Raw genomic sequence first — 12,417 nt, 5'->3', positions numbered from 1 at the left:
GGCAAGACACGACCGGGAACTGCGACATGGACGCTGGCGAAAACGAAATCCGGCTGGAAAAACCCGCCACCGCACTGCGCCGCGGCTGGACAACCGGCGCCTGTGCCACCGCTGGAACCAAGGCCGCACTGACCGCATTGCTGACCGGCGACTTCCCCGATCCGGTGGAAATCACCCTGCCCAAGGGCGAGACCCCGAGCTTCGCGCTCGCCCGCGAAACCATCACCGACAACCACGCCATGGCAGGCATCATCAAGGACGCCGGCGACGACCCGGACGTCACCCACGGTGCGCTTGTCATGGCAAGTGTACACCGCCTGCCCCAAGGCACCGGCATCGTCTTCAAGGCGGGCATTGGCGTCGGCACGGTCACCAAGAACGGGCTGCCGATCCCGGTGGGGGAAGCCGCCATCAATCCGGTGCCGCGCCGGATGATGACCGAGGTCGTCACAGCCCTGTGTGCGAAGCACGGCATTGCGCCAGACATCGAGATCGAAATCGCTATCGAGAATGGCGCCGAACTGGCCCTGCAAACCTGGAACCCGCGGCTCGGCATCATCGGCGGACTGTCCGTACTCGGCACCACCGGCATCGTTCATCCCTATTCCTGCGCCGCCTGGATCCACTCGATCCATCGCGGCATTGATGTCGCTCGCGCCGAAGGCTTCCCGCATGTGCTCGGCGCCACCGGCTCGAGCTCGGAAAAGACCGCGCAGGCATTTCATGGCCTGTCCGATCTCGCCTGTCTCGACATGGGGGATTTCGCCGGCGGCTTGCTCAAGTATCTCCGCGTCCACCCGGTGCCGCGCCTGACCATCGCTGGCGGCTTTGCCAAGATGTGCAAGCTCGCCCAGGGGGCTCTGGATCTGCATTCGGGCCGCAGCCAGGTCGACATGGAATGGCTGGCAGCCCGTGCAGCGGAACTGGGGGCTGATGCGGCGTTGCAGAAGCGGATTCAACTTGCCAACACCGCGATGGAAGCCCTTGAATTGACTCGCGATCAGGGCATCAACCTCCCAACCGTCATCGCGGCCCGGGCCCGCGCTGCCGCACTCGAAACATTGCGTGGCGCACCCGTTGCCGTAGACCTGATGGTCACCGACCGTGCCGGAGCATTGCTCGCCCATGCCGAATGACCCGCAGCCAACGGAAACCATCCTGATCCTCGGCGGCACAAGGGAAGCCGCGGACCTGGCGAAGGAACTGGTCGCGGCAAAGCCCGAAGCCCGCATCATCACCTCGCTTGCCGGCCGCACCAGGGAGCCCGCGCCGCTTGACGGCGAAGTCCGCACCGGCGGCTTCGGCGGCATTGAAGGGCTGGCCCGCTATCTTCGCGAGGCAGGCGTGACACGCCTGATTGACGCCACCCATCCCTTCGCCCGCCAGATCAGTGCCAACGCCGTCGAGGCCGCAGCGATTGCAGATGTGCCGCTCGACATCCGCACCCGCACCCCATGGGCAAAACAGACCGGTGACACCTGGATAGAAGTTGAAACACTGGAACAGGCCCGCGATGCCATCCCGCCCCGCGCCCGGGTGCTGCTGGCGCTCGGCTCTCAGCACATCGGCCTGTTCGCCACCCGCGACGACGTGCATTTCGTCGTCCGCATGATCGACGCGCCGGAGCGGCCGCTTGAACTAGCCGATCACGCGCTGATCCTGGGACGTCCGGGCGATACCGCAGCGGTAGAAACAATGCTGCTGATCGCCCACTCCATCACCCACATCGTCTGCCGCAATTCCGGCGGCAAGTCCGCCTACGCCAAGATCGAAGCTGCGCGGGATCTGGGCCTGCCGGTGGTCATGGTCGGGCGGTGAGATTGAGGCGCGCATGACATGCCTCGCGCTCCGTCATGCCGGACCCCGATCCGGCATCCAGCAAGCCCAAGTCCTTGGGCTGATAGAGTCTCTTGACCCGGCAGACGCCGGGTCGCTGGATCCCGGCTCAAGGCCGGGATGACGGAGACTTAAAGTCCGGGATTACGGGATTTAAATTGTGGCCCAAGCAGCAGTTGAGATTCCGCCGAATGGTAAGTGCTACGCCACCTTCGCCTTTTTCTTTTTCCCGACATTCCGAAGCACATGCGAGTACTCGGCATTGTAGAGATCGCTGTCGCGGAAGTTGACGTCGCCGAACACCTTGCCGACCATGATCAGCGCCGTGCGGGTGATCTTGTGCTTGCGCACCTCTTCCTTCATGCCTTCAAGCGTGGTGCGGATGAACAGCTCGTCCGGCCAGGTGGCGCGGTAGGCAATCACCACCGGACAGTCGGCGCCGTAGAACGGTTCCAGCGACCGGCGCACATAATCGAGATTGCGGATAGACAGATGGATCGCCAGCGTCGCCCGTGACTGGCCGAGGATCTCCAGCTGCTCGAATTCAGGCATCGACGACGCCTTCATGCCGGTGCGGGTGATGATCACCGTCTGGGCGATCTCGGGCAGCGTCAGCTCGGTGGCGAGCCGTGCGGCAACCCCGGCGAATGCCGGCACGCCAGGCACCACTTCGTAATCGATCCCCAGCGCATCGAGCCGCCGCATCTGCTCGGCCACCGCGCCATAGATCGCCGGATCGCCCGAATGCACCCGCGCCACATCCTGCCCTGCCTCATGGGCGGTTTTCATGTCGGCAATGATCTCGTCGAGATGCATCGGCGCGGTGTCCTTGACCAGCGCATCCTTCGGCGCGGCGTGGACAATTTCTTCCGGCACCAGCGAGCCCGCATAGAGGCACACCGGGCAGCGTTCGATCAGCTTGAGACCGCGCACGGTGATGAGGTCGGGTGCGCCGGGACCGGCGCCGATGAAATAGACGGTCATGCCGCGTCTCCTGAAACATTGGATGTCATGGCTGTGCCTTCCTTGCGCGCGTAACCGCGCGGAGTATAGACCCAAGCCTTGCCGTCACCGGTGGCCACGGTTGTGGAATTGGACGAGCCGACCACCACCACCGTCAGCATGTCGACATCATCGACATTGAGCGAGCCCAGCGGCACGATGCGGATCAGCTCGCCCTCGCGGCCCAGATTGGTGGCAAGGATTACTGGCGTGGACGCCGGGCGATGCTCGAGCAGCTTGTCGCGCGCCCAGGCCAGTTGCGTCCGGCGCTTCTTCGACACCGGATTGTAGAACGCGATGACGAAGTCGCCCTCGCCCGCAGCCGTCACCCGGCGCTTGATGTCCTCCCAGGGCGTCAGCAGGTCCGACAGCGAGATGGTGCAGAAATCATGCCCCAGCGGCGCACCGGCGCGCGCGGCGGCTGCCTGCAGCGCCGAGATACCCGGTGACACCGCAATCTCTATCCGCCGAGCTTCTGCGGTCAATCCCTCCGGCCCGTCCGACTTGTCGAGCAGTTCGAACACCAGCGTCGCCATCGCATAGATCCCGGCGTCGCCGGAACAGACCAGCGCCACCGACTTGCCTTCGCCTGCCAGTTCCATGGCGTGGCGCACCCGCGCCTCTTCCTTGCCAAGGTCGAAGTCGTGCCGCGTCTTGCCCTTGGTCAGCGGCCCGAGCAGATCGAGATAAAGTGAATAGCCGACCAGATCGGTCGATGCCGCCACCATCTGCGAAACCTCCGGCGAGCGCCAGCCATCAGACCCCGGCCCGATGCCAACCACCATCAGCTTGCCCCGCGCCCTGCCCGGCAGGTTGGCTTGCGTGAAAGGCCCCGTCGCCCGGCCGATGGCACAGGTGGCGCGCTTGCTCTTACGCTTCTCCGCGATCAGCTCACCCGACGGCCCAACAGCAGCCAATGCAGCGCCTTCGGACACGCCATGGCACCCGACTTCGGTAAAGACGATATCAGACGGATGTTTCAGCCGCGGCGTTTCAGCTTCCAGCGTTGCCGCATCGAAGAACCGCGCCGGGCAACCGAAATGGCTCGCCACATGGTGCACCGCTGCCTCATCGGCCTTCACGTCAATCGACGCGACCTGCCCGACTGACGCAGGTGCGAGACCAGCTTCGGTGAGGCTTTCCAGCGCCAGCGAAAGCGCTTCCTCACCACTTGCACCACGTTCGCAGCCGATGCCAATCACGAGCGTCTTGGGAAGATACAGCAACCCGTTTGCAGGCGGCGTGACGGCCTTGTCAGAGACAGCCACAACAACCTCGCCATCCGCTGAGAAATCCAGACCACTCTCCGTCAGCCATCGGGCTTCACCTTCAAGCCGAACGGAACGGCCAGCCACCAGGTCAGCCATCACCTGCTTGGCGTTTTCAGGATTGGCGAGCACCCAGCCTTCCGGCGGTGCATCCAGCGCGATGCCGAATTTCACATCGCCTGCCGTGGTGATGGCGGCAACGCCCTCAACCAGATCCGCAATCTTGCGCGCCAGGTCATTGGCTCCGTGATGCCCGCCCAGAAGCGGCACCACAGCCGAGCCGTCTTCCGCAACCGCAATTACCGCAGGCTCAGTCGTCTTGTCCGTGAGGTGTGGAGCCAGCAGGCGGATCACCGCGCCGGCAGCCATCACCGCGATGATCGGCCGTCCATCCCGGAACAGGTTTTCCAGATGACTGCCCACCTCTGTAAAGGTTACGTCAACTGTTTGGGTGATACGTCGCGCCAGTCCATGCACCTCGCCACCGGTAGCCGCGGCAATGCGCTGCGCCATCGGTAAGGCTGCATCGGAAAGAATGATGATGGCGGGAGATGCAGTCATGTTTTGCCCCCGGGCAAGGCGTGGACCCAGTCCTCGCCGCCCTTGTAAATCAGGATCATCGAAAAATACGGAGCCGTGTCCTCGGGGACTTCGGCAAGCGGCATCAGCCGTTCGGAATCAAGCGAAACGCGTTCTGCATAGATTGCATGAGGCAGCAGATTCAACTTTTCAATCAGCGCTCTCAAGCGATTGAAATGTCTACCTATCTTAATGACCGCTAATGCATCTGCGGCGTTGATTCTATTTGTGAGCTCTTCATCGCTAAGTGGACCCGGCACAACGCTGAGCACATCGTTGCGCGCAGCCAGCGGACGCCCCGCGGCACTCGCCGCAGCCATCATCGAGGACACGCCCGGAACCACTTCGGTGTCGTAATCCGAAGCCAGCCGCTCATAGAGATACATGAACGAGCCATAGAAAAACGGATCGCCCTCGCACAGCACCGCAACGTCACGGCCCGCATCGAGATGCGCTGAAATTTCGGCGGATGCCTTGTCGTAAACTTCGCGTGCAGGAAACCGTTCGGTCCGCATCGGCATCACGATCGGGATCTCCACCTGCCCGCCGGGCAAGTGCGGCGCGGCAATCGAGCGGGCAAAACTCGGCCCCGTATCCGGCGCCGGCCAGGCGATCACCGGAACGCCCTGCAGGATCTTGTGTGCCTTCAACGTGATCAGGTCCGGATCACCCGGACCAAGCCCGAGGCCATACAGTTTGCCGCTCATGCGTCCAGTCCCTTTGTCACCGACCAGAGCGTCACCGGCATCATCGGCTTCCATCCAAGATAGCGGCCAACCGGTTCGGCGCGGCTCACCTGCATGCGGATCAGCTCACCGCCATGCACCGCCTGCAGCGCAAACAAACGCGCCTCGCCCTCCACCGTCACCGCATTGGCAACCATCCGCCCGGACGGCTTGAGTGCGTCCCATGCTACTTCAAACACACCGTCATGCGAGATGCCGCCGCCGATGAAAACAGCATCCGGCATCGCAAGATCAGCAAGCGCATCCGGCGCGGTGCCGGCAATGATATCCAGCCCCGGCGCGCCCAGTGTTAGCGCGTTGTGCGCCATCATGGTCCGGCGCGCTTCACTGGCTTCAATGGCGATGGCCTTGGCTCCGCGCGCCGAACGAATCCATTCGATCCCGATCGAGCCACAGCCCGCGCCGACATCCCACATCAGCCCGCCCGGAACCGGGCCAAGCCGGGCCAGCGTCACCGCCCTGACCTCGCGTTTGGTCAGCTGCCCGTCATGCTCGAAAGCCTCGTCCGGAAGTCCAGGAACGGACGGCAGCAGAACTGCTCCAGGCTGTGCCTCGCAGGCAATTGCCAGCGTGTTGAAATCAGCGAAGTCCGGCTTGTCGGCAGCAATCCGGTCGGCACGCAATATCTTGATGCGCTCGTCCGGCCCGCCGATATGTTCAAGCACATGCATCTCGGACCGGCCAAAGCCGCGCGCGCTCAAGATCTGCGCTGCCTCAACCACCGTACGCCCGCTCGATGTCAGTGCAAGGATCCGGTTGCCCGGCTGCACATGCGAGGCCAGACCATGCACCGAACGGCCATGCAGCGAAATCATCGCCACGTCCTGCAGCGCCCATCCAAGCCGCGAGGCAGCAAGCGAAAACGCCGACGGCGACGGGATCACCCGCATCTCTGCCTTGTCGAGGTCGCGCATCAGGGTGGCGCCAACACCGTAAAACATCGGATCACCGGTGGCGAGAATGGTCACCGGCGTTCCACGCCGCGCCAGCACAAAGGCAATCGTTTCCTTGATACCGAAGGTCCAGGGGATGGTTTCCCGCGTCCCGCAATCGATCCGCGCCAGCACCCGTTCCGGTGCGATGATCGTCTGAGCCGCATCAAACAGCGTGCGCGCTAGCGGCGTCAGGCTGTCGAGCCCGTTGTCGCCGATACCGATGATGGTCAGCCACGGAGCCTTGGCTCCCACTTCGCTAGCCATGACCTTCAAGCCCTCCGGCAATCGCGTTGACGGCTGAACTGGCAAGCGCACTGCCGCCACGACGGCCTCTGACCGCGAGAAATTCGACACCGCGCGGATCGGCAATCAGCGCATCCTTGCTCTCCACAGCACCGACAAACCCCACCGGCACGCCGATGATGGCCGCAGGCTTTGGCGCCCCCGCATCAATCAGTTCGAGCAGCCGGAACAGCGCTGTTGGCGCGTTGCCGATGGCAATCACCGCACCGCCCATCCGCTCGGCCCACAGATCAACCTGCGCCGCTGAGCGCGTGGTCGCATCACGCGCCGCGATCCCGCGCACTTGCGGATCGTTGAGCAGGCAAACCACCTCGTTGCCCGCAGGCATCAGCCGGGTGATGACGCCGTGCCGCACCATCTCCACATCGCACAGCACAGGCGCACCGGCCTGCAACGCGGCCCTCGCGGACGCGGCAAAGCCGTCTGACACGACGATATCGCCAGCCAGATCCACCATGCCGCAGGCATGGATCATCCGAACCACGATGTCCTGGGAGGCCGCATCAAAACGCGCAAGCTCAGCTTCCGCGCGAATGATGGCAAAGGATCGCCGGTAGATTTCCGCCGGGTCACGGATGGGGGCGGAAGTGGTCAAGGCTCAGACCTTCTTCTTGTCCATCGAGCGTGGCCCATGCGGGTGATCGGCATGCGGATAGGGGTGATGGTGATGATCGTGGGCGTGGTCATCGCCATGCTTGTGGTCATGGGAGTGGCCATGATCGTGACTGTGCCCGTCATGGTGATGGTGATCATGCCCGTGCGCATGGTCATGATCGTGGGAATGATCATGCACCGGCTCCAGCGGTGCCGGGCTCGCGTGGCTGTGCACCGGCGTCCACGGCAACCCGTGTTCCTTGCAGAATTCTTCCTCGCGGCAGGAGGCATCGCAATCGCCCTTGCAGGGACAATCTTCCAGACCGCCGCCAATGCCCTCGACATGGTGGTGATGGCTTTCTTGCGGCAGTCCGACTTCAGCCTCGAAGCCGAGCACCTGCTCGCGGTACTTGCACATCTGGCAGTTCATCAGCGCCTGCCCGTCGACGATCTCCTGCACCCGGTCCTGGAACGTGTCGAGCACCAGCGGATGGTCGTTGAGATAGGACGCCTTGACGAACTGGATATCGGGATGGTTCGCCGCCACTTCGTCGGTCTGCGAGTAGATCCGCTTGACCAGAACACCGGTGAACAAGAAGTAGGGAAACACGATGATGCGCTTGTAGCCAAGCTTGGCCGCATGGCTCAGCCCCGGGCCAACCAACGGGAATGTGACGCCCGAATAGCAGGTCTCGGCCCAGCCGAAGCCAAACCCTTCCCACAGCATCCGCATCACCTTCGACGCGTTGGAATTGGCATCCGGATCAGACGAACCGCGGCCAACCACCATCAGCAACGTGTCGTGCAACGCCACTTCGCCGAGTTCCTTGTTGGCCTTGTCGAGCGATTGCTGAATCCGCTCGCCCGCGGCCCTGATCATTTTCAGATCGATGCCCAGTTCGCGCCCGTAATTGATCACCATTCCGGGGTTCTGAGCCTGGTAGGTGTTGAGCACGGAAGGAATGTCGTTCTTCGCGTGGCCTGCGGCAAACAGCATGCCCGGCACCGCCAGAACCCTGGTAATGCCCTTGGCACGAAGCCGGTCGAGCCCTTCGGAGATCACCGGGTTGCAGAATTCCAGGTAGCCATATTCCACCGGCACATCCGGATAGCGGGCCTTCAGCCCTTCGGCCACGGTGGCGAATTCCCTCGCGGCATTCTGGTTGCGGCTGCCATGGCCACACACCATGATGCCGGTCTTGGCCGGAATTCCGGAATTGCTCATCGATCAGGCCTCCGCAGCTTCGGGCTGCTTGTCAGCATCGGCTTCGTCAGACGTGTCCTGGTCGACGCTCTTGCTCTTGTTACCGCGCTTGATCGCCCAGGCCGTGATCGCACCGGCCGCAGCCGCAGCCGCCCAGCCAACCCAATGGGAGTGCCCTGCCAGGTCACCAACATGGCCACCATGGGCAAGTGCTGAATATGCACTTGAAACGGACAGGATCATGGAAAGAACAAGCGTGCGCATCGGGGCCTCCGGACAACGTGACAACAACAGCACGATACGCCGGATGAAAAGACGCTCCCCTGGGGCAGCCTCTCGTCTTACCGAACTGGACAGCTCCGGACTTGGCTCTTGGATTAAGTCAGCCGCACCGGAATATCTCGCAGCCTGTCATCAGGCGCCGTCGCACATGAGCCGAGTCATAGGCGTTCGGTATTTACAGGTCAAACTCCGATTGCGCCAACCGCGGGTTGATCTGCGCCAGAGCTCAATGATCCCCGGAAATCTGTTTCAGGCAAACCCCAGCCGCCGGGCGGTGGCCTCAAGCAGACGCCGTTCGCGCTCGTCAACCTCGCCGTCAGCCTTGGCGACGATAGCCATGTGGTCGAGGATCTGGCGTTTGCGTGTTTCGTCGAGTCCGGCCAGCATGGCAGCCGCCTGCGCGTCCGTCGTCTCGTAGCCGAAATCATTGAGGTATTTGAGAACATCGGTGAGTTCGTCACCGTTGAGGCCCAGCAAGCGGGTGCAGATGGCGGCGAATGCATCCGCCTCGGCTGGCTCGACCGCCTTGTTTGCAAACGACATCCTGACCAGCAGCAACAACTCGGCAGTCAGCATGGGGTCGTGCGCCACTTTGCTCAGCGACGACGTCAGGTCAAGAAAAGACCGGACCCGTTCGCCAAGACTTGGGCTTTTATCTGCCGTATCATTCATCGCCTATTCCTGTTCCTTAACTGCGGCCAGCCCGGGCTCCAGCCCGAGCAGGTGCGCTATCCTGCGGATCAACTTGTCGTCGCGCTCATCCCTGACCGCGTTTGCATCGGCAATCCGCACCATGGCCTCAAGAAGGGTGGTTCGCGCGCCCGTGTCAAGCTGGCCAAGCAGCGTGAAGGCTTCAGCCTCGCAGGAACGGGCCTTCGGCGAATCGAGAAGCCCATGCAGCTCCGGCATATCCCTCGGGCTGATGCCGAAATGCTGTTCGCAGATGCGCTCGAAAGCGGTGAGCTGCGAGGGCTGAACGATTCCGTCGGCAAGCACCATCCGGAACAGCAACAGGATCTCGGCCATCGCCACCGGGTTCTCCGACAACTGGCCTAGCGCACCGGGCAAAGGCGGTTTGCGCTCAACCATCTGCGCAATGGCAGCAAAAAGTCCCTTCATCACGAAAGCCCCCTCAGGCCGAGATGATTCCCCGCTTGCCAAAAACTAGCGAGCGACAGCCGATTGTCCAGAGCATCGCCGCGTGCCATAGGTCTCGGCTCTTGCTCCCCGTCCTGCAGGCTGCTCCATGGAAGACCTGACGATAACCCTCACCTTGCTGCTTCTCGCCGCCGCCTTCATGGCGGGATTTGTCGATTCCATTGCCGGCGGCGGCGGCTTGATTGTCCTGCCGGCACTTCTGCTGGCGGGCTTCACGCCGGTCGAGGCGCTTGGCACCAACAAGCTGCAGGGGCTGTTCGGATCTGGTTCCGCAACGGTCGCCTATGCCCGCAAGGGCCACGTCGACCTCAAGGCCCAGGTCCCATCGGCTGTTCTGGCTGCCGTGGGGGCAGCACTGGGGGCCATGCTTGCAACCATCGTCCCGGGTGACATTTTCCGCGCCATCCTGCCGTTCCTGCTGGTCGCGATTGCGCTCTATTTCGCCCTCAAGCCGGATATGGGCGAGATCGACCGCGCCCGCCGGCTTTCGCCCTTCCTGTTCGGGCTGCTGATCGTTCCACTGGTCGGCTTTTACGATGGCATCTTCGGCCCCGGCGCCGGCTCGTTCTACATGCTGGCATTCGTTGCGCTTGCCGGCTACGGCCTGCTCAAGGCCACAGCCCACACCAAACTGCTGAACTTTGCCTCCAACCTCGGTGGCTTTGCCGTGTTCGCCTTTGTCGGCGTCATTTCCTGGAAGATCGGATTAATGATGGGCGCGGCGCAGTTTCTTGGCGCGCAGGTCGGCTCCCGCATGGCGATGAAAAACGGCGCGAAAATCATCAAGCCCTTGCTGGTGATCACCTGTGTGGCGCTTGCCGTCAAACTGGCCAGCGACCCGGCAAACCCGGTCCGCGTCTGGTTCGGGGTCTGAAAGACCTAGAACACCGCCAGGAAAATCGCGCCCGTGCCGATCAGCGCCACACCGACCCAGTTCATCGCCGAGAGATGCTCGCCCAGAAACAGCACACCGAAAATCGCCACCAGCACAATCGACAACTTGTCGAGCGGCGCCACGCGGGCGGCATCGCCCATTTTCAGAGCCCGGAAATAGGCAAGCCAGGACGCACCCGTGGCAAGGCCCGACAGGCCGAGAAACACCCAGGTTTTGAGTGAAATGGTTTGCGGCGCCCGCCACTTGCCCATTGCGGTCAGCATGGCGGCGAGCACCAGCATGATCACGCAGGTGCGGATGAAGGTGGCGAGATCACTGTCGATATCGCTGATGCCGATCTTGGCAAAGATCGCGGTGAGTGCGGCGAACACCGCCGCCACCAGGGCCCAGAACTGCCAGCTTGCCGTCAGGCTCATCACCCTTGCTCCTGTTTAGAACTCCACGCCAACCTGCGCCTTCACACCGGACCGGAACGGATGCTTGATCATTTCCATCTCGGTCACCAGATCGGCAAATTCGATCAGTTCTTCCTTGGCGTTGCGGCCGGTGATGATCACGTGCTTCATTTCCGGTTTTTGCTTCAGCGTCTCGATCACCTCGTTCACATCAAGATAGTCGTAGCGCAGCACGATATTGAGTTCGTCGCACAGCACCATGTCGATCTCGGGATCCATGATCATTTCACGCGCCTTGTCCCAGGCCTCGCGGGCAGCGGCAATATCGCGGCTGCGATCCTGGGTCTCCCAGGTAAAGCCCTCGCCCATGGTCGCCATCGTCACCTGGTCTGGAAACGCCTCCAGGACCTTGCGTTCGCCGGTCGACCACTTGCCCTTGACGAACTGCACCACGCCGACCTTCATGCCGTTGCCGATGGCACGGAAGATCATGCCGAACGCGGCCGTCGACTTGCCCTTGCCCTTGCCGGTATGGACGATCACCAGACCTTTCTCGATGGTCTTGGTGGCAATGATCTTGTCGCGCGCCGCCTTCTTCTTTTTCATCTTCTCGGTATGGCGTTCGTTGAGCTCCTGCTCGCTCATGCCGTCGGTGATTTTTCCACGCTCGCTCATGTCATTCCGCCTTCCTGCTGATCCTCATTGGCCCGGCCGGGCCGTGTCATGATCCTGCGGCACCGTCGGCCGGTACCGCTTCAAATGTCTTGGCAAACCATATCCGTTGCGGGGCGCCTGCTATGGCCGGCAGGCGGCCGCATTCGGTGTAGCCCAGACCTTTATAAAACCGCGGCGCCTGGAATTCGAATGTATCAAGATATACACCGACAAGCCCTTCCTGGCGGGCAAAATCTTCCGCCCGCGCCAGAAGCGAACGTCCGATGCCCTTGCCCCGCTGTCCCTCTGCAATCCCGAGCAGCTTGATAAACAGCCATTGCTGCACCTTGTGCGCCACCAGGCCGCCGGCAAGCTCGCCGTCAGCGTCAGTTGCCTTGAGGTGAAACGGCTCCGGATCGAACGGCTTTCCGAGTGCCTCAGCCACCGAATCGATCATGAACTCGACCGTGTCGGCAAAATCCTCGTCACCACCTTCGATCACGGTCATTTCGATTGTCATGCGCAGTCCCCGTTGTTCGGCATCATGTCGGTGACGGCAAGGCAAT

General features: G+C 62.4%; 15 protein-coding genes. 3 read left to right on the top strand and 12 right to left on the bottom strand.

Annotated features, from left to right (window positions below):
* Positions 1–26: 26 nt before the first annotated feature.
* Positions 27–1,136, top strand: a complete 1,110-nt coding sequence (locus WNY80_RS00335; RefSeq protein ID WP_342885351.1) for a cobalt-precorrin-5B (C(1))-methyltransferase — start codon at positions 27–29, stop codon at positions 1,134–1,136.
* Positions 1,126–1,818 carry a cobalt-precorrin-6A reductase gene (locus tag WNY80_RS00330; protein WP_342885350.1) on the top strand — a complete coding sequence of 231 codons (693 nt, stop codon included), beginning with the start codon at positions 1,126–1,128 and terminating at the stop codon, positions 1,816–1,818. The genes WNY80_RS00335 and WNY80_RS00330 overlap by 11 nt, the downstream gene beginning before the upstream one ends.
* A 219-nt stretch (positions 1,819–2,037) precedes the next feature.
* On the opposite strand, the gene cobM is transcribed toward WNY80_RS00330, so the two are convergent.
* The 9 genes from cobM to WNY80_RS00285 form a co-directional block, all read right to left on the bottom strand.
* The gene (gene cobM, locus WNY80_RS00325; RefSeq protein WP_342885349.1) at positions 2,038–2,820 is read right to left on the bottom strand and encodes a precorrin-4 C(11)-methyltransferase; all 783 of its coding nucleotides are present in this window, start codon (positions 2,818–2,820) and stop codon (positions 2,038–2,040) included.
* Positions 2,817–4,667 (bottom strand): precorrin-3B C(17)-methyltransferase, encoded by a 1,851-nt coding sequence (gene cobJ, locus WNY80_RS00320; RefSeq protein ID WP_342885348.1) that lies wholly within the window; start codon positions 4,665–4,667, stop codon positions 2,817–2,819. Before cobJ ends, cobM begins: the two co-directional genes overlap by 4 nt.
* Positions 4,664–5,392 (bottom strand): precorrin-2 C(20)-methyltransferase, encoded by a 729-nt coding sequence (gene cobI / locus WNY80_RS00315; RefSeq protein WP_342885347.1) that lies wholly within the window; start codon positions 5,390–5,392, stop codon positions 4,664–4,666. The genes cobJ and cobI overlap by 4 nt, the downstream gene beginning before the upstream one ends.
* Complete coding sequence (cbiE, locus tag WNY80_RS00310; RefSeq protein WP_342885346.1) at positions 5,389–6,630, bottom strand: precorrin-6y C5,15-methyltransferase (decarboxylating) subunit CbiE; 1,242 nt, start codon at positions 6,628–6,630, stop codon at positions 5,389–5,391. Before cbiE ends, cobI begins: the two co-directional genes overlap by 4 nt.
* Positions 6,623–7,264, bottom strand: a complete 642-nt coding sequence (locus WNY80_RS00305; protein ID WP_342885345.1) for a precorrin-8X methylmutase — start codon at positions 7,262–7,264, stop codon at positions 6,623–6,625. The genes cbiE and WNY80_RS00305 overlap by 8 nt, the downstream gene beginning before the upstream one ends.
* Positions 7,265–7,267: 3 nt before the next feature.
* Complete coding sequence (locus tag WNY80_RS00300; protein ID WP_342885344.1) at positions 7,268–8,488, bottom strand: sirohydrochlorin chelatase; 1,221 nt, start codon at positions 8,486–8,488, stop codon at positions 7,268–7,270.
* A gap of 3 nt (positions 8,489–8,491) precedes the next feature.
* On the bottom strand, positions 8,492–8,731 hold the full coding sequence (locus tag WNY80_RS00295) for a DUF6732 family protein (RefSeq protein WP_342885343.1): 240 nt from the start codon (positions 8,729–8,731) through the stop codon (positions 8,492–8,494).
* Between the two features lie 267 nt (positions 8,732–8,998).
* The gene (locus WNY80_RS00290; RefSeq protein WP_342885342.1) at positions 8,999–9,421 is read right to left on the bottom strand and encodes a TerB family tellurite resistance protein; all 423 of its coding nucleotides are present in this window, start codon (positions 9,419–9,421) and stop codon (positions 8,999–9,001) included.
* A 3-nt stretch (positions 9,422–9,424) separates the two neighbouring features.
* Entirely contained in the window at positions 9,425–9,868 is a 444-nt protein-coding gene (locus tag WNY80_RS00285; RefSeq protein ID WP_342885341.1) for a TerB family tellurite resistance protein, read from the bottom strand.
* A 127-nt stretch (positions 9,869–9,995) separates the two neighbouring features.
* Here WNY80_RS00285 and WNY80_RS00280 point away from each other — a divergent pair, with 127 nt between their 5' ends.
* A complete protein-coding gene (locus WNY80_RS00280; RefSeq protein WP_342885340.1) occupies positions 9,996–10,781 on the top strand; it encodes a TSUP family transporter in 786 nt (261 codons plus the stop codon).
* Positions 10,782–10,786: 5 nt separating this feature from the next.
* On the opposite strand, the gene WNY80_RS00275 is transcribed toward WNY80_RS00280, so the two are convergent.
* From WNY80_RS00275 to WNY80_RS00265, 3 genes are read right to left on the bottom strand one after another with little or no spacing between them, the layout of a single operon-like run.
* Positions 10,787–11,218: an EamA family transporter gene (locus tag WNY80_RS00275; protein WP_342885339.1), complete on the bottom strand. Its 432-nt coding sequence runs from the start codon at positions 11,216–11,218 to the stop codon at positions 10,787–10,789.
* A 15-nt stretch (positions 11,219–11,233) separates the two neighbouring features.
* Positions 11,234–11,872 (bottom strand): cob(I)yrinic acid a,c-diamide adenosyltransferase, encoded by a 639-nt coding sequence (gene cobO / locus WNY80_RS00270; RefSeq protein ID WP_342885338.1) that lies wholly within the window; start codon positions 11,870–11,872, stop codon positions 11,234–11,236.
* Positions 11,873–11,918: 46 nt separating this feature from the next.
* The gene (locus tag WNY80_RS00265; RefSeq protein ID WP_342885337.1) at positions 11,919–12,371 is read right to left on the bottom strand and encodes a GNAT family N-acetyltransferase; all 453 of its coding nucleotides are present in this window, start codon (positions 12,369–12,371) and stop codon (positions 11,919–11,921) included.
* Positions 12,372–12,417 lie beyond the last annotated feature (46 nt).

The organism is Hoeflea sp. AS16 (assembly GCF_038900095.1).
In the GTDB taxonomy this organism is placed as follows: Bacteria; Pseudomonadota; Alphaproteobacteria; order Rhizobiales; family Rhizobiaceae; genus Hoeflea.
Note: the sequence above shows the minus strand (reverse complement) of the source record. Positions and strands in the feature narration are given on the sequence as shown.